The organism is Nocardia otitidiscaviarum, assembly GCF_007362295.1.
GTDB classification, from domain to species: Bacteria; Actinomycetota; Actinomycetes; order Mycobacteriales; family Mycobacteriaceae; genus Nocardia; species Nocardia otitidiscaviarum.
Map to the genome: position 1 here is coordinate 1,434,651 of NZ_CP041695.1, position 20,787 is coordinate 1,455,437.

The 20,787-nt window shown below is 69.5% G+C and carries 23 protein-coding genes; 14 read left to right on the forward strand and 9 right to left on the reverse strand.

The window, feature by feature from the left end; all coding sequences use genetic code 11:
* Positions 1-4 precede the first annotated feature (4 nt).
* Positions 5-745 carry a 16S rRNA (uracil(1498)-N(3))-methyltransferase gene (locus FOH10_RS06025; protein ID WP_143979968.1) on the forward strand — a complete coding sequence of 247 codons (741 nt, stop codon included), beginning with the start codon at positions 5-7 and terminating at the stop codon, positions 743-745.
* Positions 746-750: 5 nt separating this feature from the next.
* Here FOH10_RS06025 and FOH10_RS06030 read toward each other — a convergent pair whose 3' ends face one another.
* A complete protein-coding gene (locus tag FOH10_RS06030; RefSeq protein ID WP_244961664.1) occupies positions 751-1,935 on the reverse strand; it encodes an MFS transporter in 1,185 nt (394 codons plus the stop codon).
* A 103-nt stretch (positions 1,936-2,038) separates the two neighbouring features.
* Here FOH10_RS06030 and FOH10_RS06035 point away from each other — a divergent pair, with 103 nt between their 5' ends.
* The 6 genes from FOH10_RS06035 to era all read left to right on the forward strand — a co-directional run bounded on the left by FOH10_RS06035 (position 2,039) and on the right by era (position 7,459).
* On the forward strand, positions 2,039-2,956 hold the full coding sequence (locus tag FOH10_RS06035; RefSeq protein ID WP_143979970.1) for a LysR family transcriptional regulator: 918 nt from the start codon (positions 2,039-2,041) through the stop codon (positions 2,954-2,956).
* Between the two features lie 165 nt (positions 2,957-3,121).
* Entirely contained in the window at positions 3,122-4,183 is a 1,062-nt protein-coding gene (locus tag FOH10_RS06040) for a PhoH family protein (RefSeq protein WP_029932058.1), read from the forward strand.
* A gap of 22 nt (positions 4,184-4,205) precedes the next feature.
* The gene (ybeY, locus tag FOH10_RS06045) at positions 4,206-4,760 is read left to right on the forward strand and encodes an rRNA maturation RNase YbeY (RefSeq protein WP_029932059.1); all 555 of its coding nucleotides are present in this window, start codon (positions 4,206-4,208) and stop codon (positions 4,758-4,760) included.
* On the forward strand, positions 4,757-6,133 hold the full coding sequence (locus FOH10_RS06050; RefSeq protein WP_143979971.1) for a hemolysin family protein: 1,377 nt from the start codon (positions 4,757-4,759) through the stop codon (positions 6,131-6,133). The genes ybeY and FOH10_RS06050 overlap by 4 nt, the downstream gene beginning before the upstream one ends.
* Positions 6,126-6,536 carry a cytidine/deoxycytidylate deaminase family protein gene (locus FOH10_RS06055; RefSeq protein ID WP_143979972.1) on the forward strand — a complete coding sequence of 137 codons (411 nt, stop codon included), beginning with the start codon at positions 6,126-6,128 and terminating at the stop codon, positions 6,534-6,536. Before FOH10_RS06050 ends, FOH10_RS06055 begins: the two co-directional genes overlap by 8 nt.
* Positions 6,533-7,459 (forward strand): GTPase Era, encoded by a 927-nt coding sequence (era, locus tag FOH10_RS06060; RefSeq protein WP_029932062.1) that lies wholly within the window; start codon positions 6,533-6,535, stop codon positions 7,457-7,459. Before FOH10_RS06055 ends, era begins: the two co-directional genes overlap by 4 nt.
* An 18-nt stretch (positions 7,460-7,477) precedes the next feature.
* Here era and FOH10_RS06065 read toward each other — a convergent pair whose 3' ends face one another.
* A complete protein-coding gene (locus FOH10_RS06065; protein ID WP_143979973.1) occupies positions 7,478-8,542 on the reverse strand; it encodes an aldo/keto reductase in 1,065 nt (354 codons plus the stop codon).
* Positions 8,543-8,661: 119 nt separating this feature from the next.
* On the opposite strand from FOH10_RS06065, the gene FOH10_RS06070 reads away from it, so the two are divergent.
* Complete coding sequence (locus FOH10_RS06070) at positions 8,662-9,504, forward strand: helix-turn-helix transcriptional regulator (protein WP_143979974.1); 843 nt, start codon at positions 8,662-8,664, stop codon at positions 9,502-9,504.
* On the opposite strand, the gene FOH10_RS06075 is transcribed toward FOH10_RS06070, so the two are convergent.
* From FOH10_RS06075 to FOH10_RS06090, 4 genes are all read right to left on the reverse strand, one after another.
* Positions 9,491-9,868, reverse strand: a complete 378-nt coding sequence (locus FOH10_RS06075) for a DUF1304 domain-containing protein (protein WP_221938009.1) — start codon at positions 9,866-9,868, stop codon at positions 9,491-9,493. The genes FOH10_RS06070 and FOH10_RS06075 overlap by 14 nt on opposite strands.
* Before the next feature lie 516 nt (positions 9,869-10,384).
* Positions 10,385-11,809: an amidase gene (locus FOH10_RS06080; protein WP_143979976.1), complete on the reverse strand. Its 1,425-nt coding sequence runs from the start codon at positions 11,807-11,809 to the stop codon at positions 10,385-10,387.
* A 267-nt stretch (positions 11,810-12,076) separates the two neighbouring features.
* Positions 12,077-12,826 (reverse strand): 2OG-Fe(II) oxygenase, encoded by a 750-nt coding sequence (locus FOH10_RS06085; protein WP_143979977.1) that lies wholly within the window; start codon positions 12,824-12,826, stop codon positions 12,077-12,079.
* Complete coding sequence (locus FOH10_RS06090) at positions 12,823-13,320, reverse strand: methylated-DNA--[protein]-cysteine S-methyltransferase (RefSeq protein WP_143979978.1); 498 nt, start codon at positions 13,318-13,320, stop codon at positions 12,823-12,825. The genes FOH10_RS06085 and FOH10_RS06090 overlap by 4 nt, the downstream gene beginning before the upstream one ends.
* Positions 13,321-13,684: 364 nt before the next feature.
* Between FOH10_RS06090 and recO the strand changes: the two genes are divergently transcribed.
* The 4 genes from recO to FOH10_RS06110 all read left to right on the forward strand — a co-directional run bounded on the left by recO (position 13,685) and on the right by FOH10_RS06110 (position 16,537).
* On the forward strand, positions 13,685-14,461 hold the full coding sequence (recO, locus tag FOH10_RS06095) for a DNA repair protein RecO (protein WP_143979979.1): 777 nt from the start codon (positions 13,685-13,687) through the stop codon (positions 14,459-14,461).
* Positions 14,462-14,614: 153 nt separating this feature from the next.
* Positions 14,615-15,379 (forward strand): isoprenyl transferase, encoded by a 765-nt coding sequence (locus FOH10_RS06100; RefSeq protein WP_039811539.1) that lies wholly within the window; start codon positions 14,615-14,617, stop codon positions 15,377-15,379.
* The gene (locus tag FOH10_RS06105; protein WP_143979980.1) at positions 15,376-15,780 is read left to right on the forward strand and encodes a CesT family type III secretion system chaperone; all 405 of its coding nucleotides are present in this window, start codon (positions 15,376-15,378) and stop codon (positions 15,778-15,780) included. Before FOH10_RS06100 ends, FOH10_RS06105 begins: the two co-directional genes overlap by 4 nt.
* 76 nt (positions 15,781-15,856) lie before the next feature.
* On the forward strand, positions 15,857-16,537 hold the full coding sequence (locus FOH10_RS06110) for a TetR/AcrR family transcriptional regulator (protein WP_143979981.1): 681 nt from the start codon (positions 15,857-15,859) through the stop codon (positions 16,535-16,537).
* A 21-nt stretch (positions 16,538-16,558) separates the two neighbouring features.
* Here FOH10_RS06110 and FOH10_RS06115 read toward each other — a convergent pair whose 3' ends face one another.
* The gene (locus tag FOH10_RS06115; RefSeq protein ID WP_143979982.1) at positions 16,559-17,176 is read right to left on the reverse strand and encodes a TetR/AcrR family transcriptional regulator; all 618 of its coding nucleotides are present in this window, start codon (positions 17,174-17,176) and stop codon (positions 16,559-16,561) included.
* 105 nt (positions 17,177-17,281) lie between these two features.
* Here FOH10_RS06115 and FOH10_RS06120 point away from each other — a divergent pair, with 105 nt between their 5' ends.
* Positions 17,282-18,250 (forward strand): hypothetical protein, encoded by a 969-nt coding sequence (locus tag FOH10_RS06120; RefSeq protein ID WP_143979983.1) that lies wholly within the window; start codon positions 17,282-17,284, stop codon positions 18,248-18,250.
* A 108-nt stretch (positions 18,251-18,358) separates the two neighbouring features.
* On the opposite strand, the gene FOH10_RS06125 is transcribed toward FOH10_RS06120, so the two are convergent.
* Positions 18,359-18,778, reverse strand: coding sequence for a Fur family transcriptional regulator (locus FOH10_RS06125; protein WP_172544842.1), 420 nt, complete (start codon positions 18,776-18,778; stop codon positions 18,359-18,361).
* A gap of 2 nt (positions 18,779-18,780) precedes the next feature.
* Complete coding sequence (locus FOH10_RS06130; protein ID WP_228807276.1) at positions 18,781-19,176, reverse strand: ArsR/SmtB family transcription factor; 396 nt, start codon at positions 19,174-19,176, stop codon at positions 18,781-18,783.
* Positions 19,177-19,377: 201 nt separating this feature from the next.
* Between FOH10_RS06130 and FOH10_RS06135 the strand changes: the two genes are divergently transcribed.
* Complete coding sequence (locus FOH10_RS06135; RefSeq protein WP_143979984.1) at positions 19,378-20,769, forward strand: glycine--tRNA ligase; 1,392 nt, start codon at positions 19,378-19,380, stop codon at positions 20,767-20,769.
* Positions 20,770-20,787: the final 18 nt, after the last annotated feature.

Genomic DNA, 20,787 nt, shown 5'->3' on the forward strand with positions numbered 1-20,787 from the left:
CCCGGTGGCCGCCACCGTCTTCTACCTGGACGAGGTCCCCGCACCGGGCGGCACCGCCGTCCTGGACGGCCCGGAGGGGCGGCACGCCGCCACGGTGCGCCGCATTCGGGTGGGTGAGCCCATCACCCTCTCCGACGGGCACGGGGTCCTCGCAGAATCGGAAGTGGTGGCGGCACAGAAGGATCGGCTGGAACTGAAGGTCCTCGGTCGCCGGGTCGCCGATCCGGCGACCCCGCAGGTGACGGTCGTCCAGGCGTTGCCCAAGAGCGACCGCTCCGAACTGGCCGTGGAACTCATGACCGAGGCGGGCGCGGACGCCATCGTCCCCTGGCAGGCCGCCCGCTGCGTCTCCAACTGGGAAGCCAAGGCGCACAAGGCCGTCGAGAAATGGCGCAGCGCCGCCAAACAGGCCGCCCGCCAGTCGCGGCGCGCCTACATCCCCGACGTGGCCGACCTGCACCGCACCGCCGACGTGCTGGACCTGGTCCGCACGGCCAAGGCGGCGGGCGCGGTGGTGGCCGCCCTGCACGAATCCGGCACCGGCCGCTTCACCCGCCTGCCCTTCGCCGACGCACCCGAGATCGTGCTCATCGTCGGCCCCGAAGGCGGCCTGGACGACACCGAACTGACCGCCCTCGCCGCCGCGGGCGCGGACACCGTCCTACTCGGCCCCACCGTGCTGCGCACCTCCACCGCCGCGGCCGTCGCCCTCGGCGCACTGGGCGCGCTGACACCCCGCTGGTAGCCGGATCACGGGCGTTGGCACAGCGGCACCGCCAGCAGCGCGGCCGCGCCGATGAGTACGGCCACGTACCCGGCCAGCCCGGCCCAGCCCCGGTGGCCGAAGGCGAGGCCCGCCGCACCGCCGATGATCGAGTTGCCCAGGTAGTAGGCGAAGACGTAGAGGGACGACGCGGCGGCGCGGTTGCCGGCGGCGGCCGTGCCCACCCAGCCGCTGGCCACCGCGTGTGCACCGAAAAAGCCCGCGGTGCAGAGCAATACGCCGAGCAGGAGGAACGGTAGCCGGTCGGGCAGGGTGAATGCGACGCCCACCGCCATCGCCAGGATCGCCGCGACCAGGACGCGGTGCCGGCCGTGGCGGTCGGCCCAGCGGCCCGCGAGGGTGGCCGCCGCGGTGCCCGCCAGATACATGGCGAAGACCGAACCCGCCACGGACTCGGACAATTCGAACGGCGGTCGAGTGAGGCGGAAGCCCAGGAAGTTGTACATGGCGGTGAATCCGCCCGCCAGCACGAAGGCCGTGCCGAACAGCGGAAGCAGGGTGCGGTGGCGCAGATGGCCCGCGAGATCCGCTGCGAGCGTGCGGATATCGGTGGCGACCGGGGTGAAGTGCCGTGAGGGCGGCAGCACCCGCACGAACCACGCCGTGCACAGCGCCGCCGCCACCGCCAGCACCGCCCCCGCCCAGCGCCACGAGGCCGCCTCCAAGGTCACCGCCGGAATCAGCCGCCCGGCCAGACCGCCCACGCTGGTCCCGGACACGTACACACCCATGGCCGCGCCCAATCCGGCCCCGCCGATCTCCTCGGCCAGATACGCCATGGCCACGGCGGGCACCCCGGCCAGCGCGAGCCCCTGGAGCGCGCGCCCGACCAGCAGCACGTCGAGCGTCGGCGCGAAGGGCAGCAGCAGCCCGATCGCACAACTCGCCACCGCCGACGCCCGCATCACCCGGGTGCGTCCGAATCGGTTCGACAGCACGCTCACCGGCACGATCGCCAGCGCCAGCAGTCCCGTGGTGAGCGAGACCGCCAGCGCCGCATGCGCCGGAGCCGCCCCGAACGCCGCCGACAGGCTGGGCAGCAGCGCCTGGGCGCTGTACATGGACGCGAAGGTGGTCAAACCGGCCGCGAACAGGGCGAGGATGATGCGCTTGTCCCGGGACGCGGTCTCGGTGGCCGCCGCGATGCTCATGTTGCCCACCATGCGCACACCGGGCATGACAAAGGAAATGCATAATGAATCGGAAGTTGATGCCGAATCGGTATTTGTGCAGCTAATCGGCGGAGGGTCGAGTATGGGCAGTGACGATCTGCACTGGTTCATCACGCTCGCCGAACTCGAGCGGGTGGGCGCGGCCGCCGAACGCCTGCACCTGACCCAGCCGACCCTGTCGCGCATGCTGGCCCGCCTGGAACGCCGCCTCGGTGTGCACCTGTTCGACCGGCACGGAAAACGCCTCACGCTCAACGACTTCGGGCGCGTCTACTACGAGCACGCACGACGCGCCCGCGCCGAACTCGAGACCGCGGAGCGGGAACTCGCCGACCTCGCACACCCCGCCAAAGGCGTGGTGCGGCTGGCCTTTCAGCATTCTCTGGGCGCGCGTCTGGTCCCCGAACTGATCGCGGGCTTCCGACGCCGCACCGGGCGCATCACCTTCACCCTGAGCCAGGACGCGGCCGATGTGGTGACCGCGGCGGTGCTCGACGGCCGCGCAGATCTGGGCCTGGTCTCGCCCAAACCGGCCGCGCCCGGACTGGGCTGGCGGCCGCTGCTGCGCCAGCAGTTGGCGTTGGCGGTGCCCGCCGACCATCGGCTCGCCGGGCGGCGACAGGTCGGCCTGGCCGATGCCGCCGATGCCGAATTCATTGCCATGCACCCGGGTTTCGGCATGCGTCGGGTGCTCGACGACCTGTGCGCCGCCGCCGACTTCCGCCCCCGCATCGGCTTCGAATGCAGCAATCTCGGCACCATCGCGGGTCTGGTCGCGGTGGGTCTCGGGGTGGCGCTGCTGCCGCTCGAGGACCCGCGTATCACCGGCCTCCAGCCGGGGCTGACGCTGCTGCCGCTGACCGATTCGAATGCCCTGCGCACCGTCGGCATGATCTGGGTGCCCGGCGCCGCGCCGTCGGAGGCGGTGCGGCGGTTCCGCGATTTCACCCTCGACTGGGCGGCGGCGCGCCCCGGTCACCAGCCCGCCTCGACCGGGTGACGGTCTCGCAGCGGCACTGCCGGTAGCAGCATATTCACTGGGCGCTGTCGGTGGACGGCGCTAAACTTTCATCAACGAAGGTGACGTTCGAGACCGGAAAGCAGGCTATAGCCACTTTTGAGAACACCAGGCGAAAACGGCGACCAGACCACTCCCGTCGCGGGCATCGGGGCCGGCGGCAACGGGTCCGGACCGGCGGGGCGGACCGTACGTTCGAGCATCGAACTCGCACCGGAATCGGTGTTCGGATTCCTGGGTTCGGCGGATGAGAACCTGCGTGAACTCGAACGCCTGCTCGACGCCGACATCCATGTCCGCGGCAATTCCGTCACCCTCACCGGCAAACCGGCCGACGTGGCTCTCGCCGAGCGCGTCATCGCCCAACTGGTGGCGCTCACCGCGCGCAACCGGGTGGTGACCCCCGAGGCGGTCCGGCACACGTACTCCATGCTCACCGAGGGTTCCTCGGATTCCCCGGCGGAGGTGCTGAGCCTGGACATCCTGTCCCGGCGCGGCAAGACCATCCGGCCCAAGACGCTCAATCAGAAGCGCTACGTCGACGCCATCGACGAGCACACCATCGTGTTCGGCGTGGGTCCGGCCGGTACCGGCAAGACCTACCTCGCCATGGCCAAGGCCGTGCAGGCGTTGCAGACCAAACAGGTCAACCGCATCATCCTGACCCGGCCCGCGGTCGAGGCGGGGGAGCGGCTGGGCTTCCTGCCGGGCACGCTCAACGAGAAGATCGACCCGTACCTGCGCCCGCTCTACGACGCCCTGCACGACATGATGGATCCCGAGGCCATTCCCAAGCTCATGGCCGCGGGCGTCATCGAGGTCGCGCCGCTGGCGTACATGCGCGGTAGAACGTTGAATGATTCCTTCATCATCTTGGACGAGGCGCAGAACACCACGGCCGAGCAGATGAAGATGTTCCTCACCCGGTTGGGCTTCGGTTCCAAGATCGTGGTGACCGGTGACATCACCCAGGTCGATCTGCCCAGTGGTGCGCGGTCGGGGCTGCGGGCGGCGACGGAGATCCTCGACGGCATCGAGGACATCCATATCTCCGAGCTCACCAGCGCGGATGTGGTCCGCCACCGGCTGGTCGGGCAGATCGTGGACGCCTACGACCGGTTCGAGGCGGAGACGCGCCCGCAGGTGACGGCGCACTATCCGGGCAATCGCGCGCAGCGGCGTGCCGCGAGCCGAGCGGAGCGGCGCTGAACTCGGCCGATAGGCTGAGCGGGTGAGCATCGAGATCGCCAATGAATCGGGTATGGACGTATCCGAAGAGGAGCTGGTCAGTGTCGCGCGTTTCGTGATCGGCCAGATGGACGTGCATCCGGCGGCCGAACTGTCGATGGTGCTGGTCGATCTCGACACCATGGCCGATCTGCACATGCGCTGGATGGACCTGCCCGGTCCCACCGACGTCATGTCGTTCCCCATGGACGAGCTGGAGCCGGGCGGGCGTCCCGACGCCGGTGAGCCCGGCCCCTCCATGTTGGGCGATATCGTGCTGTGCCCCGAATTTGCGGCCCAGCAGGCCACCAAGGCCGGACATTCCGTCGACCACGAGTTGGCGCTGCTGACCGTGCACGGCGTCCTGCACCTGCTCGGCTACGACCACGCGGAGCCGGAGGAGGAGAAGGAGATGTTCGCCCTGCAGGCGTCGCTGCTGGAGGGTTGGTACGAGAGTGTGCGCGAGGCCCAGCGGCGCGCCGAACTGGCCGAGCGGGATGCGCGGCTGCTCGGCAAGACCGGCTTCACCGCGCCCGGAGATCCCTTGGACCCGGCGTGAATTCACTGTTTCTGCTGGCGCTGGCGATCGTGCTGGTGCCATTGGGTGGCATCTTCGCGGCGCTCGACTCCTCGCTGAACACCATTTCGGCGGCCCGGGTGGACGATATGGTGCGGGCCGAGCGGCCCGGCGCGGCGCGGCTGGCGCACATCATCACCGATCGGCCCCGCTATGTGAACCTCATGGTGCTGCTGCGGGTGCTGTGCGAGATCACCGCGACGGTCCTGCTGGCCGCGGTGCTGCTGGACTGGATGGATCAGCTGTGGGCGCTGGTCGTCACCGCCGCCGTCATGGTGCTGGTGGACTACCTGGTGATCGGGGTCGGGCCGCGCACGCTGGGTCGCCAGCACGCGTATTCGCTCGCGCTGGCGGCGTCCTTGCCGTTGCAGGCGATCGGCACCCTGCTCGGTCCGGTGAGCCGGCTGCTCATCCTGATCGGCAATGCCATCACCCCCGGTAAGGGATTCCGCAACGGCCCCTTCGCCTCCGAGATCGAACTGCGCGAGGTGGTCGACCTCGCCGGTGAGCGCGGCGTGGTGGCCGACGACGAACGCCGCATGATCCAGTCGGTCTTCGAACTCGGCGACACCGCGGCCCGCGCGGTCATGGTGCCGCGCACCGAAATGGTGTGGATCGAGTCGGAGAAGACCGTGGCGCAGGCGATGTCGCTGGCGGTGCGTTCCGGGCACTCCCGGATTCCGGTGATCGGCGAGAACGTCGACGACATCGTCGGCGTGGTGTACCTGAAGGATATGGTGCCCTACGCGGATCGCAGCCGGAAGGTCCGCGTGCACGAGGTGATGCGCGCGGCCGTCTTCGTGCCGGACTCCAAACCGCTCGACGATCTGCTCGACGAGATGCAGCGCCGTCGCAATCACATGGCGGTGCTGGTGGACGAATACGGCGGCATCGCCGGACTGGTCACCATCGAGGATGTGCTCGAGGAGATCGTCGGCGAGATCGTGGACGAGTACGACCAGAACGAGGTGCCCGACGTCGAGGACCTCGGCAACGGCAAATACCGCGTCTCCGCCCGACTGTCGGTCGAGGACCTGGGCGAGCTGTTCGGCATGGCGATCGAGGAGGAGGACGTCGACACCGTCGGCGGGCTGCTCGCACACGAATTGGGGCGCGTGCCGCTGCCGGGTTCGAAAGCGGTGGCGCACGGACTGGTGCTGAAGGGGGAGGGCGGATCCGACGCCCGCGGCCGGGTGCGGGTGCACACGGTCGTGGTGAAGCGGGCCGCCGACAAGGCCGGTGCCGAGAAATCCGATGCCGGTAGGGCCGCATCGGAACGGGCCGACGGCGAATCGGCCGGAGCGAACGGCGTCGGCGGGTCCGGCGCGAATGAGGATGGAGAGGCCGATGATTGAACTGGATGCCGAGGACAACAAGCTGCTGATCCTGGCGCGCGGGGCCATGGGCCGCACCGGGGGGTCCGGCGGGGCGGCGATCCGGGACACCGACGGGCGCACCTACGCCGCCGGTGAGGTATCGCTGCACGCCCTGCGGCTGACCGCGCTGCAGGCCGCCGTCGCGGCCGCGATCTCCAGCGGCGCCGAGGGTTTCGAGGCGGCGGTGGTGGTCGGCAGCCCGTTCTCCGACCGGGGGGTGGCCGCCGTACGCGAGGTGTCGGAGACGGCGAAGATCATCTTCTCCGATGCCAAGGGCAAGGTCTTCGACATTGTCGACGGGCCCGTGGAGGGCGATCCCGCCCAGCGCTCCGGCGTACCGGAGAGCTCCGACGCACAATCCGGATCCGAGGTGTTCGAATGAGTGAATTCCGTTCGGGTTTCGTCTGTTTCGTGGGACGGCCGAATACCGGCAAGTCCACGCTCACCAATGCCATGGTGGGGCAGAAGATCGCCATCACCTCCTCGCGGCCGCAGACCACCCGGCACACCATTCGCGGTATCGTGCACCGCGAGCACGCCCAGCTGATCCTGGTGGACACCCCCGGCCTGCACCGGCCCCGCACCCTGCTCGGGCAGCGGCTCAACGACCTGGTGCGCGACACCTACTCCGAGGTCGACGTGATCGCCATGTGCGTTCCGGCCGACGAGAAGATCGGCCCCGGCGACCGCTGGATCATCGAGCAGATCAAGCTCATGGCCCCCAAGACCACCCTGCTCGGCGTGGTCACCAAGATCGACAAGGTGAGCCGCGACCAGATCGCCCACCAGCTGGTCGCGGTCTCGGAACTGCTCGGGCCCGACGCCGACGTGGTGCCGGTATCGGCGGTCAAGGGCGAGCAGGTGGAAACCCTCGTCGATGTGATCGCCTCGAAGATGCCCGAGGGCCCGGCCTTCTACCCCGACGGCGAGCTCACCGACGAGCCCGAGGAAACCCTCATGGCCGAGCTCATCCGCGAGGCCGCCCTCGAAGGCGTGCGCGACGAGCTCCCACACTCCCTGGCCGTGGTCATCGAGGAGATCCTGCCCCGCGAGGTGGACGCCGACGACCCGAATGCCAAGTCCGCCAAGGATATGCTCGACGTGCACGCCCTCCTCTATGTCGAACGTCCCAGCCAGAAGGCGATCATCATCGGCAAGGGCGGCTCCCGCCTCAAAGAGGTCGGCACCAACGCCCGCAAGCAGATCGAGCACATCCTCGGCACCCGTATCTACCTGCACCTGCACGTCAAGGTCGCCAAGGATTGGCAGCGAGACCCGAAACAGTTGGGCAAGTTGGGCTTCTGAGCCGGTCGCGCGGCGGTCTTACCGCCGCGCCTGGACGGTCAGTCCGCCGGTCGTCACGGTGCGCGTCATCTCGCGGGCCAGGAACTCGTGCGGGAAGCCCAGGTCGACGGCGCTCGCCGCCTCCAGTCGCGCCACCTGCCCGGCATCGAACTCCACGGTCAGCGCCCCGAGATTGTCCTCGAGCTGTTCGGGCGTCCGCGCGCCGATGATCGGCGCGGTGACGGCCGGGTTGCGCAGCGTCCAGGCCAGTGCGACCTGCGCCGGGGTGCGGCCCAGCTGCGCCGCCACCTCCTTCACCACCTCGGCGATGGCGAGCCCGCGTTCGGTGAGCGCGCCACTGGCGAGGGCGACGTTCTTGCGGGTGCCCTCGGGCGAACCCACACCCTGTGCATCCAGATCGGCTCGGCTGTATTTACCGCTGAGCACGCCGCTGCCCAGCGGCGACCACGGGATCACGCCCAAGCCCAGCTCGCGGGCCATCGGGATGAGATCGCGCTCCACCGTGCGCTCGATGAGGCTGTACTCGATCTGCAACGCCACCAGCGGGGACCAGCCGCGCAGGTCGGCGATGGTCTGCATGCGTGACACCTGCCAGGCCGGGGCGTCGGAGATGGCCACGTACAGCACCTTGCCGTGGCGCACCAGATCGTCCATGCCGCGCAGGATCTCCTCGACCGGGGTCAGGAAATCCCAGGCGTGCAGGTACAGCAGGTCGAGGTAGTCGGTCCGCAGGTTGCGCAGGCTGGCCTCCACCGACGCGAACATGCTCTTGCGGTGATTGCCACCGGAATTCGGGTCGCCCGGCCGCCGCAGCATGGTGTATTTGGTTGCCAGCACCAGACTTTCGCGGTTGTCGCGAGTGAATTCGCCGAGCAGCCGCTCGGAGCTGCCGCCGGTGTACATGCTGGCGGTGTCGATGAAGTTGCCGCCCCGCTCGGTGTAGATGTCGAGCAGTTTGCGCGCCTCGCTCGCCTCCGCGCCCCAGCCCCAGTCCGAACCGAAGGTCATGGTGCCCAGGGCGAGCGGGGAAACCCGCAGTCCGGAGCGGCCCAGCGTCCGGTAGGTGTCGAGGGTGAGGGTCATCGGTCCTCCTGTGCTCGTCGGTCGTGGTCGACAACGAGTCTGCGGCGGCGGCCACCGGGCGGTAAGGGAGGAGTCTTCCTGGGAACGCCCGTCCTACCCTGGCCGTAGGATCGAGGGCGATGACTGGCACCGTGGATACGACCCGGGAACTCGCCGCCTTCCTGCGCTCCCGGCGCGAACGTCTCGACCCGCGCGATCTCGGCCTGCCGCCGCGGCGACAGCACCGGCGCACCCCCGGCCTGCGGCGCGAGGAAGTCGCCGAACTGGCCGGGGTGAGCACGGACTACGTGGTGCGGCTGGAGCAGGGCCGCGGCCTGCGGCCGTCCCCGGAGGTGCTGGAGGCGCTGGCCCGCGCGCTGCGTCTGGACGAGGTGGAGCGCGACTACCTGTTCGACCTGGCCCGGCAGCGGCGCCCCGACGACGGCAAGTCCGCCACCACGGCGGCTCCGGAACTGGCGCTGCTGGTGGCGGATCTGTCGCCGCTACCGGCCATGGTGGTCAACCATCGCTACGACATCCTCGCCTGGAACCGCGAGATGTCGCTGCTGCTGCTCGACTTCGACGCCCTGCCGCCGCGACAGCGCAACACCATGTGGCTGTGCGTGCTCCACCCGGACCTGCGGGAGTTCTTCGGTGACCGGGAGCGCGCCATGCGCGAGGGCATCGCGGGGCTGCGTGCGGCCTGGGCCGCGCATCCCGATGATGCGGTGCTGGTCGAACGGATCGAGGAATTCCGTTCCGGGAGTGCGGAGTTCGAACACTGGTGGACGCAGCGGGATGTGCGGGTGAACGGTCGCGGCCACAAGGTGTTCCACCACCCCGAACTCGGCGTGCTCACCGTGCGCTACGAGCAGCTCATGCCCTTGCAGGATCCGGATCAGTGCCTGGTGATCTATCGCGCCGCCGACGAGGAGAGCCGGACCGCGCTGCACCGGCTGACGGCCGGGCCTACAGCTGAGTGAGCGCGGCCAGCAGCGTCAGGGCCGGGAAGAGAGCCTGCTTGGCGGCCGCGTTGGCCTTGTCGCGGTAGCGGGCGACCAGCACCACGGCCGCGGCGAGCATGGAGCCGCAGCTCATCAGGATCAGCGCCCAACCGGCCGAGGCGTCGGCACGGACCAGGGCCACGCCGACGAATGCGCCGATGGCGAGGAACAGGTTGTAGAACCCCTGGTTGAACGCCCACGGCTGCGTGGCCGCCACCTCGTCCTCGGCGACGCCGAAGATGCCGCGGTGCACCTTGGGATCGGTGAACCGCACCGCCTCCATGTAGAAGATCCCCACGTGCACCAAGCCCGCGAGCGCGGCCAGGATCTGTACGACTGCCAGCACAACAGCCTCCTCGAGGTAGGGAGTCGGTCTCGGTGCCTCGGCCTAGGCGACCTGGTCTCAGGCTCTGTGCCCCGGCCTCGGCGACGTGGTGGTCTCAGGGCACCGGTCGCGGTGACCCTGGGCCCGGTGGCCCATCGGCGACCCGGCCCGGGGCCCCGGTCGTGCGGACGCTACCGGGCGGGACGCTGATCTCCCAGCAGGCACGCCGCTTTGGGCGTGGGGTTGCGGAGGGTCGCTTGGGCGTGGGGTTGCGGAGGGTCGCTTGGGCGTGGGGTTGCGGAAGGTCGCTTTGGGCGCGGTCTTGCGGAAAGTCACCCTGGGCGCGGGGTTGCCGATGTAGTTGCGGTGTTGTCGGTGACTGTGCCGGTGTCGCGTGGCTGTGCTGTGCTGTTGCGGCGGTGCCGGTGTCATCGCGGCGGTGCCGGTGCTGATCGGGGGTCCGTAGCCGTGGCCGCAGCGCCGTCGAAACGGCCGGATTTCGACGATTCCGGCCGAAACCCGCCCGCGCGGTGCTCACGCCGCCGGATGCTCCAGCCACCACGGCGCGGGCCGCTGCTCGTACCACTTCAGCTCCGACTCCAGTTGGGCCGCAACCGAAACCAGCAGCTCCTCCGAGTTGGCCGGACCCATGAGCTGCGCGCCCACCGGCAGTCCGGCGGCGGTGAAGCCCGCGGGGACGTTGACGCTGGGCCAGCCCAGCACATTCCACGGCCAGGTATACGGGCAGGCGGCGGTGATGAGGGCGTCGGTCGCCATGGTGCCGATGCCGTCGATCTCGGTGACGCCCGGGGGTGGGGTGGCGGTGGTGGGGGAGAGCACCACGTCGAACCTGTCGTACATGGCGCCGATGCGCATGCGCAGCAGGGGTTCGGCGGCGCGGGCGGCGAACAGGGCCGGGCCGAGCACGCGGCCGAGCAGGGCATTGTGCCTGGTGCGCGGGTCGACGGCAGCGCCCGGCAGTCGGTCGAGCGCGTGCCGGATACCCACCATGGAGCGGGGCAGGAAGCTCGCGCCCAGGAGGACGCCGTAATCCACATCGGCCACCGTCACCTCGTGGCCGAGGGCGCGCAGGGTGTCCGCCAGGGCGTGGACGCGCGCCGCCACCTCCGGATCGAGTGCGGTCCTGGTGGCGGTGAAGGGTATGCGCAGGGACAGCGCGATGCGCAGGCGGCCGGGATCGCGGCCCACGGCCTCGGAGACGCGCAGGGCGCGCGGGACGTGCTTGTCACCCGGATGCGGCCCGGCGGCGGCATCGAGCAGGAGCGCCGCGTCGGCCACGGTGCGGGCGAGGGGGCCGTTCACGGTGAGCCCCTCGAACGCCTCGGCCAGCGGCCAGGTGGAGATGCGTCCGCGCTGCGGTTTGATGCCCACCAGGTTGTTCCACGCCGAGGGGATGCGCACCGAACCCGCGCCGTCGGAACCCAGTGCGGCGGGAACCAATCCGGCTGCCACCGCCGCGGCGGAACCACCGGAGGAGCCGCCCGGCGTATGCTCGGCGCTCCACGGATTCCTGGTGTGCCCGAAGGCGTCTCCGCTGGTGAACGGGAGCTGTCCGAGTTCGCAGGTATTGGTCTTGCCGACGATCACCGCTCCGGCCGCGCGCAGTCGCCGCACCGATTCGGCGTCCTCGGTCTTGGCGGGAAAGTCGCCGCCACAGCCGAAAGCCGTTGGGGTACCGGCGAGATCGGTGTCGTCCTTGATGGCGATGGGCACACCGAGCAGCGGCAGCCGCTCCCCGGCGGCCAGCCGCCGATCCGCCGCCGCCGCGTCGGCGAGCGCCCGCTCGCGCACCACCACCCGGAACGCGTTGAGCGTGGGCTGGCTGGCGTTGATCCGATCCAGCGCGGCCGTGGTCGCCTCGACCGAGCCGACCTGTCCGGCGGCCAGCGCCGCCGCGAGTTCCACCAAGCCCAATTCGCCCACGGCCGCCATCGTCATGTGATTCCCGTCTCCCTGATATCCCATTCGCAAGGTAGCGCGATTCTGGTCACACGTCCAATGCGTCCGCCCTCCCGTTCCCGCGCGCCGAGGGGGAACCGGTGGCGGCATCGCGCAAGAAGGTCCCGCCACCAGTTCCCCCTCGCGAACAGGAGCGCGACTCGCCGGGGTGCTGTTAACGGTGCGCGATCTTCCAGCGCCGGTAGGCGGTGGGCAGACAGCGGGCGCAGGGGCGGTATGCAGCGGCGACGGGCGGGCGATGCACCGCTAGGCCGCGTCATGGAACACCAGGCCGAGAGTGTGGCGGCGACCCGAGCGCACGGTGCTCACGCCGTGGCGCATGGGGCCGACCGACCATCCCCGGCTGGAGCGCACCGGCCGGTCGCGGGTGGTGAACACCAGCCCGTGGCCCTGCGGCAGGGCGGTCGCCGAACCGCGGGACTGGGCGCGCGGGCGCTGTTCGAGCATGAGGAATTCGCCGCCGGTGTAGTCCACGCCGGGGCGGTCCAGGCCGATCACCACCTGGAGCGGGAACACCATGTCGCCGAAGACGTCTCGGTGCAGGGCGTTCCAGTCGCCGGGGCCGTAGCGCAGCAGGATCTGCGCCGACCGCGACTGTTCCGCGCGGTGGCACATCGCGATCCACTCCGGCAGCGAATCCGGCCAGGGCGCGGGCAGTTCCAGCCGCCGCGCCCACTCCCGGGCGATGGGGAGCAGACGCGGATACAGCGCTTCCCGCAGCTCCCGCACCACCGCGGGCAGGTCGTGGGTGAAGTACCGGTACTCGCCCGAACCGAACCGGTGGCGCTGCATGTTCACGGTGGTGCGGAACAGTTCGTCGCACTCGTACAGACCGGTGAGTGCCCGGCATTCGTCGGCGTCCAGCAGCGGCCCGGTGAGCGCGCTGCCGTACGCGTCGAGTTCGGCCGCGATATCGGCCCAATCCTGCTGTGCCACCGCGTACTGTGCCACCGCGTATTCCCGCTGCGCGGCGGTATCGACCCGGGCCGCGGTCATGCCGGTAGCAACACGTGCTCGAGCTCCAGCAGCCGCTGCTTGCGCTGTAGCCCACCGGAGTACCCGGTCAACGCCCCGTTCGCGGCGATCACCCGGTGGCAGGGGCGGACGATGAGCAGCGGGTTCGCGCCGACGGCCGCGGCGACCACCCGCACCCGCTCTCGCCGTTCCCCCGCCCGCGCCGCGATCTCGCCGTAGGTGGCGGTGGAGCCGTACGGGATCTCCTCGACGGCCCGCCACACCCGCCGCTGGAATTCGCTGCCACCGCCGCCGAATTCGAGCTCGAACCGGGTGCGCGTCCCGTCGAAGTACTCCCGCAACTGCGTGGCGACCGTGTCGAACGCCGCCTCGTCCGGGGTCCACTCGGGTAGTACGATCGCCCCGCCCTTCTGTCCCGGCACCGACACCGAGGCGAGCGCGACGCCCCCGGGCACCGGCTCTCCAACCAGCAGCAGCTCGCCGAGCGGGCTGTCCATTGTCGTGTAGACGGTCATGACCGTCTCCTCTCACTCGTCGTTCCCCATCGACTCTGCCGCCCCGGCAACCGCATGACTGGCGGGAATAAGACATGTCGTTCCCTTGGATGAGGCCCCGGCGGACGGTGGGCCGAATGACGGCGGCTCCGCGTTGCCGGAGCGAATTCGTCTCGTTATCCGGCCAGCCCCGCCGCCCCGTGATCACGATCGCCGTGCCGCGGTGCCCGTCCGGAACCCCCGCCCGATCCGCTGCCGCGAACGAACCCAGCCGGCGCCCGCAGTCGGCAGGTCCGGTTCCGCCACGCTGTCCTTCCCGCCCGCGTCGCGACTCGGCTCCGGCCGACATCGCGATTCGTCGGGGCGACGTGGGAGACTTACCCGCGTGCGTTTGTATCGGGACCATGCCGTGGTGGTGCGCCAGCACAAGCTGGGCGAGGCCGATCGCATCGTCACGCTCCTGACCCGCCAGCACGGGCTGGTGCGCGCGGTCGCCAAGGGGGCCCGGCGCACCCGGTCCAAGTTCGGGGCGCGGCTGGAGCCGTTCGCCTACGTGGACGTGCAGCTGTATCCCGGCCGCACCCTCGACACCATCACCCAGGTGCACACGGTGGAGGCGTTCGCCGCCGATATCGTCGCCGACTACGGCCGCTACACCGCCGCCTGCGCGGTGCTCGAGACCGCTGAGCGGCTGGCGGGCGAGGAACGCGCCCCCGCCCCCCGCCTGCACACCCTCACCGCGGGCGCCCTGCGCGCCATCGCCGCCGCCCACCGCCCGCACGAACTCATCCTGGACGCCTTCCTGCTGCGCGCCATGGGTTTCGCGGGCTGGGCCCCCGCACTCACCGACTGCGCCCGCTGCGCCACCCCCGGCCCGCACCGCGCCTTCCACGTCGCCGCCGGCGGCGCGGTCTGCGTGCACTGCCGCCCACCCGGCGCCGCCACCCCCGCCCTCGGCGTCCTCGACCACATGCACGCCCTCGAGCGCGGCGACTGGTCGGTGGTCGACACCGTCCCCGACCACCTGCGCCGCCAGGCCACCGGCCTGATCGCCGCCCATCTGCAATGGCACCTGGAACGCCAGCTCCGCACCCTTCCCCTCATCGAACGCACCCGCCCCCACGAACCCCTCGAAGCCTCGGCGGCATCCCAGGTGGGTTGACCTTCGACCCTCGGTGTCCGCCAGCGCTCCTGACCGCGAGCGGCGCGGCCGACTTGTGGAGAGTTGGCGGAGATAGCGACGGTCTCGGTCGGGCGCTGTGCGGCGTGGTGCAGGATTGGGGGCGTGATCGGTAATCGCAAGTCCTCCGTAGCCATGCCTGCCGTGCGTCCGCCGTCGCCGCATCCGTCGGGGGCGACGCCGCCCAAGATTCCGGCCGAGTTCGTGCCCCGGCATGTGGCGCTGGTGATGGATGGCAACGGTCGGTGGGCGCAGGAGCGGGGTTTGCCGCGGACCGCGGGGCACGAGCGGGGTGAGGCCGTGCTCATGGATACCGTCGAGGGCTGTATCGAGATCGGGGTCAAGTGGCTGTCGGCGTACGCGTTCTCCACCGAGAACTGGCGGCGCAGCCCCGATGAGGTGCGCTTCCTCATGGGCTTCAACCGGGATGTGATCCGGCGGCGGCGCGACGAGATGCACGAGATGGGGGTGCGGGTGCGCTGGGCGGGGCGGCGACCGCGGTTGTGGCGCAGCGTGATCAAGGAACTCGAGGTCGCCGAGGAACTCACCAGGGACAATACGGTGATGACCCTGACCATGTGCGTGAACTACGGCGGTCGCGCCGAGATCGCCGATGCGGCAAGGGAAATCGCGCGCCGGGTGCAGGCGGGCGAGATCGATCCGGAGAAGATCAACGAAGATACCTTCGCCCGGTTCCTGGACGAGCCGGATATGCCGGACGTGGACCTGTTCCTGCGCCCCTCGGGTGAGTTCCGCAGCTCCAACTTCCTGCTGTGGCAGTCCGCGTACGCCGAATACGTCTTCCAGGACACGCTTTTCCCGGATTTCGACCGCCGCAATCTGTGGGCCGCGTGCCTCGAATACGCCAAGCGCGATCGCCGGTTCGGTGGGGTGAAGTGAGCGAGACGACCACCGCCGAGGAACTCCAGGCCCGCGCCGGTGCGTGCCTGGAGCGCTACGACGTCTCGGTGCAGGTGGAGGACGGCGGTCTGGGCTTCCAATACGACGGCGCGCTCTGCTCACTGCGCGGGGTGAACCTGGCTCCCGGCCTGGACGTGCTCACCCTGACCTGCGTGCTGGCCTGGGACCGGCCGCTGAAACCGCAGCTGCACAAGCGCGTCGCCGAGCGCAATGCCGGGCTCCAGTTCGGTTCCATCACGGTGATCGGCCACGACAAGCAGGCCGATGTCATCCTGCGCTACACCTTCCCGGCGGCCGGGTTGGACGATGAGGCGCTGGCGACCATGCTGCTGCTGGTGCTGTCGGGGGCGGGGCGCGCCCGGCAGGGGCTGCTGCCGTAGCGATTCGGATACGGCGGCCGTGACGTAATGAAACAGCTGCCGCATCTGTGTACCATTGTCCCTCTCAGGAGGACACGTGGAATCTGCGCTGCCCGTTCACAATCCGGACCCGAATGCGGAGACGCTGCTCGAACGCGCCTATCAGCAGGTCGTCGCGCGCGTCGACGACACCGACCCCACCCGGGCGAAACTGCTCGACGCGGCCTTCGAGCAGTTCTGCTGGCTGGGCATCCAGCGCTCGACCATGGAGGATGTGGCGCGGCGCGCCGGGGTCTCCCGCATCACCCTCTACCGCCGCTTCGCCACCAAGGACCTGCTGGTCGAACAGGTGATACTGCGTGAGTTCCGCCGGTACTTCCGCCAGTTCTTCCTGGATATCGCGCCCGCCGAATCCGCGGCCGACCGCGTGGTGCTCGGGTTCGTGAGTTCCCTGCGCACCATTCGGAACAACCCGCTGATCGGCGGTCTGATCGCCGCGGAGCCGAACCACCTGGTGAGTTCGCTCATCGGCGACGACGGGCGCACGGTGGCCATGGTGAGTCAATTCGTGGCCGGTCAGTTGCGTCAGGAGCAGCGGGCGGGCACGGTGTCGGAGGCGGTTCAGATCGATCTGGTGGCCGAACTCATGGTGCGCACCTGCGCGTCGTTCCTGGCGATCCCGAGCCGGATCGTCGATCTGGACGACGACGAGCGGCTGGCCGAGATCGCGCGGCGCTTCCTGGTGCCCATGCTACGGCCGGACGAGCCCGTGGACTGAGCGCACCGCCGTGAATCCCGTTCAGGCGGGAGCGATTTCGTCGGCCCGGTACTGCGGGAACAGTAGTTCGGTGCCGCGGGCGATGTCTTCTGGCGTGGTGTCGCCGATGATGAGGTGCTGCAGGATGTAGCCGGGCAGGATGCCCATGAGCGTCTTGGCGACGGCCTCGGTGTCGGCGTTCTCGGGTAGCCAGCCGACGTCGCGCATCCGGCGGGCGTATTCCATCCAGAGCCCGCGGATACTGCCGATATTGGTGCGCACGAAGTCGGCGATGTGCGGGTTGGTGAGCGCCAGCGACCACGCCTGGGGGAGCAGTCGTACCGGACCGCCGGGTCCGGCCTGCTGCGTGATCGTCTCGGCCATGAGGCGCACCAGCTCCGGGGGAGTGGGCAGCGGATCGCGGTGCACCGCGGCGGTGAGCGACTCGCGCAGTCCGCTGCTGGCCTGGTAGATGAGCGCGGCGACGATGTCGTCCTTGCTCTTGAAGTAGCGGTAGACGGCCCCCGCGGAGAGTCCGGCCTCGGCGAAGACGTCCTGCATGGTGGCGGTGTGCAGGCCCTTGCGGGCAAAGCAGGTCTGGGCGGCTTCGAGGATCTGCTGCCTGCGGCGTTCCAGGTGTTCTTCGCTGACTCTGGGCATGGTTCAAAAGTAAAACGAATATCCGTTCTTGACAAGCTGACAACCGGATGTCAGGGTTGTCCCATCAAAAGAGAACGAGCCTCCGATTTTCTTGGGAGCCACCTGATGAACACCACCCAGCGCGCCATCGCCCTCGGGATCGCCGCCGCCCTCATCCAGGCCGTCATGCTCATCGCCTTCGCCTGGCCCGCCGTCAATATCGGGGCGCGGGAGCTGCCCATCGCCGTGGCCGGACCGCAATCGGCCGTGGTGGCCGACAAACTCACCCAGCGCGACGCGGACGCCTTCGAGATCATCACCGTCGCGGACGAATCCGCCGCCCGCACCGCCATCGACGAGCGCGAGGTGTACGGCGCCATCGTGACCGGGGACGGACAACCCCGGGTGCTGATCGCCTCCGGCGCGAGTCCCGCGGTGGCGCAACAGCTCACGGCCATCGGTCAGCAGCTCGCCGGCACCCCCGCCGCTCCCGTCGAGGATGTGGTGGCCGCCGATCCCGATGATCCGCGCGGTGCCGGATTCGGCGCGATGGTGCTGCCCCTGGTGATGTCCGGTCTCGCCGCCGGGGTGCTGCTGTCCCTGCTGATCCCCGCGGTCGGCGGACGCGTCACGGGACTGTTCAGCTTCGCCGTCGCCGGTGGACTGCTGAGCATGGCCATCGTGCAGGGCTGGCTGTCGATCCTGCCCGGGTCCTACTGGACACTCGCCGCCATCGCCGGTCTGGTCTCCTTCACCGTCGCCGGAACCGTGGTCGGACTGGCCACCGCCGTCGGCCGCGCGGGTATCGGACTGGCCGCGCTGACCCTGCTGCTGATCGGCAACCCCTTCTCCGGGGCCACCTCCGCTCCCGAACTCCTGCCGCAGCCCTGGGGCGCCCTCGGTCAGCTGCTGCCGCCCGGCGCGGCGGCCAGCCTGCTCCGCTCGGTGGCGTTCTTCGACGGCGCCGGTGCGGCGGCACCGCTGACCGTCCTGCTGGTCTGGGCCGCCGCGGCCCTGGCCCTGCTCGGACTGGGTGCCGTGCGTGCCCGCCGGGTCGAGGCCCCGGTCGGTGCCCCGGTCCCGGTCGCCGCCTGACGGATCACCCGGCGACATCGGCGCAGCGCCCGCTCCTCCGGGAGCGGGCGCTGCGCCGTCGCGTGATGTGCGTTCGACCTCGCGGCGTGGCGGCTGTCGCGATCGCGCTCAGCGCTTGCCGTTGGCGCACGCTCGGCAGCAGCCGAAGATCTCCACCGTATGGCTGATATCGCTGAATCCGTGTTCGGCCGCGACGGTGTCCGCCCACGCCTCCACGGTCGGCCCCTCCACCTCGACCGTGCGCCCGCAGTGGCGGCAGACGAGATGGTGGTGGTGGCCCTTGGAGCACTGCCGGTACACCGATTCGCCGGAGTCGGTGCGCAGTACGTCCACGTGCCCGGCGTCGGCGAGCGACTGCAGCGTCCGGTAGACGGTGGTCAGCCCGATGCCCTCGCCTCGTTTGCGGAGTTCGTCGTGCAACTCCTGCGCCGACCGGAACTCCTCGATATCGGACAGCAGCGCCGAGATGGCACTGCGCTGACGGGTGCTGCGGACCCCGACCGTCTTGGCTTCCGACTTCCCCGCCACGATCACCCTTCCTCCGCATGCGCCACGGCATCGACCACGATATGCGCCAGATGCTCGTCGACGAGTTCGTAGATCACTTCGCGCCCGGTCCGCTCACCGCGCACGACGCCCGCGGACTTGAGAATCCGCAGGTGCTGGCTGATGAGGGGCTGGGTGACACCCAGGGTGTCGACCAGTTCGTGCACGCAGCGCGGCGATTCGCGCAGTTGCAGCACGATGGCGATGCGCACGGGTGCGGCCAGTGCGCGCAGCAGTTCCCCGGCATTGTCGAGGATGCCGCGCGGCGGGACGGCAGGTGGGGTGGGCGACCGGTACGGGTACGGGTCGTGCGGGATCGCGGTCGGCGCTTCGGTGTCCACGCGGGATCGCCGCGTGGGGGCGCCGCTGTCGGCGGTCATCGAACCAACTCCTTATTGGAAACCACTGCCATTATTGGTATGCACAGGTGCGCATGTCAAACAGGCGCGCGGAGAGTCGGCACCGGCAGGATATGTGGGGGCCGCGACATCGGAGGCGAGTGGGTGCAAATCCGCTTGGTCGGTGCCGATAGTCTGGAGCCAATCCCTTGCAATCTTCCGGACCGGATGGAGAAATCTCGAGTGGCACCCAAGTCGAAGGTGGACACCGTCGCCAACCTGGCCAAGCGCCGGGGCCTGGTGTACCCGTCGGGTGAGATCTATGGCGGCACCAGGTCGGCGTGGGATTACGGCCCGCTGGGAGTCGAGCTCAAGGAGAACATCAAGAAGCAGTGGTGGCGTTCCATGGTCACCAGCCGCGAGGATGTGGTCGGCCTGGACTCCTCGATCATCCTGCCGCGGCAGGTGTGGGTCGCCTCCGGTCACGTCGCGGTCTTCAACGACCCGCTGGTGGAATGCCTCAACTGCCACAAGCGGCACCGGCAGGACCACCTGCAGGAGGGCTACGCGGAGAAGAAGGGCATCGACGACCCGGACAGCGTGTCCATGGAGGTCATCGCGTGCCCGGACTGCGGCACCGTCGGCAAGTGGACCGAGCCGCGCGACTTCAACATGATGCTCAAGACCTACCTGGGCCCGATCGAGTCCGAGGAGGGCCTGCACTACCTGCGGCCGGAGACCGCGCAGGGCATCTTCGTGAACTTCGCGAACGTCATGACCACCGCGCGCAAGAAGCCGCCGTTCGGCATCGCCCAGATGGGCAAGAGCTTCCGCAACGAGATCACCCCGGGCAACTTCATCTTCCGCACCCGCGAGTTCGAACAGATGGAGATGGAGTTCTTCGTCAAGCCGGGCGAGGACGAGGAGTGGCACCAGTACTGGATCGACACCCGGCTGGCCTGGTACACCGATCTGGGCATCGCCCCGGAGAACCTGCGACTCTACGAGCATCCGAAGGAAAAGCTCTCGCACTACTCGACCCGCACGGTCGACATCGAGTACCGCTTCCACTTCGCCGGTAGCGAGTGGGGTGAACTGGAGGGCGTCGCCAATCGCACGGACTTCGATCTGAAGACCCACTCCGAGCATTCCGGCAACGATCTGAACTACTTCGACCAGGCCACCGGTGAGCGCTACACCCCGTACGTCATCGAACCCGCGGCGGGCCTGACCCGTTCGCTCATGGCCTTCCTCATCGACGCCTACAGCGAGGACGAGGCGCCCAATGCCAAGGGCGTGCTGGAGAAGCGCACCGTGCTGCGGCTCGATCGCCGCCTCGCGCCGGTGAAGGCGGCGGTGTTGCCGCTGTCGCGCAATGCCGACCTCTCGCCCAAGGCGAAGGATCTCGCGGCACGGCTGCGCAAGAACTGGAACGTCGAGTTCGACGACGCCCAGGCCATCGGTCGCCGCTACCGCCGCCAGGACGAGATCGGTACCCCGTTCTGTATCACTGTCGATTTCGATACCTTGGAGGACCAGGCGGTAACGGTTCGGGAACGGGATTCCATGGCGCAGGAGCGGATCGGCCTCGATCAGGTGGAGAACTACCTGGCCACGCGGCTGCTGGGTGCCTGAATAAGGTCACAGGAAAGG

Excerpts from the sequence above, each read along its gene's own strand:
- FOH10_RS06130 (WP_228807276.1), bottom strand. The coding sequence starts at position 19,176 with ATGACCGCCGACAGCGGCGCCCCCACGCGGCGATCCCGCGTGGACACC.
- FOH10_RS06030 (WP_244961664.1), bottom strand. The coding sequence starts at position 1,935 with ATGAGCATCGCGGCGGCCACCGAGACCGCGTCCCGGGACAAGCGCATC.
- FOH10_RS06120 (WP_143979983.1), top strand. The coding sequence starts at position 17,282 with ATGAACACCACCCAGCGCGCCATCGCCCTCGGGATCGCCGCCGCCCTC.
- FOH10_RS06100 (WP_039811539.1), top strand. The coding sequence starts at position 14,615 with ATGCCTGCCGTGCGTCCGCCGTCGCCGCATCCGTCGGGGGCGACGCCG.
- FOH10_RS06115 (WP_143979982.1), bottom strand. The coding sequence starts at position 17,176 with ATGCCCAGAGTCAGCGAAGAACACCTGGAACGCCGCAGGCAGCAGATC.
- FOH10_RS06090 (WP_143979978.1), bottom strand. The coding sequence starts at position 13,320 with ATGACCGTCTACACGACAATGGACAGCCCGCTCGGCGAGCTGCTGCTG.
- era (WP_029932062.1), top strand. The coding sequence starts at position 6,533 with ATGAGTGAATTCCGTTCGGGTTTCGTCTGTTTCGTGGGACGGCCGAAT.
- FOH10_RS06085 (WP_143979977.1), bottom strand. The coding sequence starts at position 12,826 with ATGACCGCGGCCCGGGTCGATACCGCCGCGCAGCGGGAATACGCGGTG.
- FOH10_RS06035 (WP_143979970.1), top strand. The coding sequence starts at position 2,039 with ATGGGCAGTGACGATCTGCACTGGTTCATCACGCTCGCCGAACTCGAG.
- FOH10_RS06065 (WP_143979973.1), bottom strand. The coding sequence starts at position 8,542 with ATGACCCTCACCCTCGACACCTACCGGACGCTGGGCCGCTCCGGACTG.
- FOH10_RS06070 (WP_143979974.1), top strand. The coding sequence starts at position 8,662 with ATGACTGGCACCGTGGATACGACCCGGGAACTCGCCGCCTTCCTGCGC.
- FOH10_RS06055 (WP_143979972.1), top strand. The coding sequence starts at position 6,126 with ATGATTGAACTGGATGCCGAGGACAACAAGCTGCTGATCCTGGCGCGC.
- FOH10_RS06080 (WP_143979976.1), bottom strand. The coding sequence starts at position 11,809 with ATGACGATGGCGGCCGTGGGCGAATTGGGCTTGGTGGAACTCGCGGCG.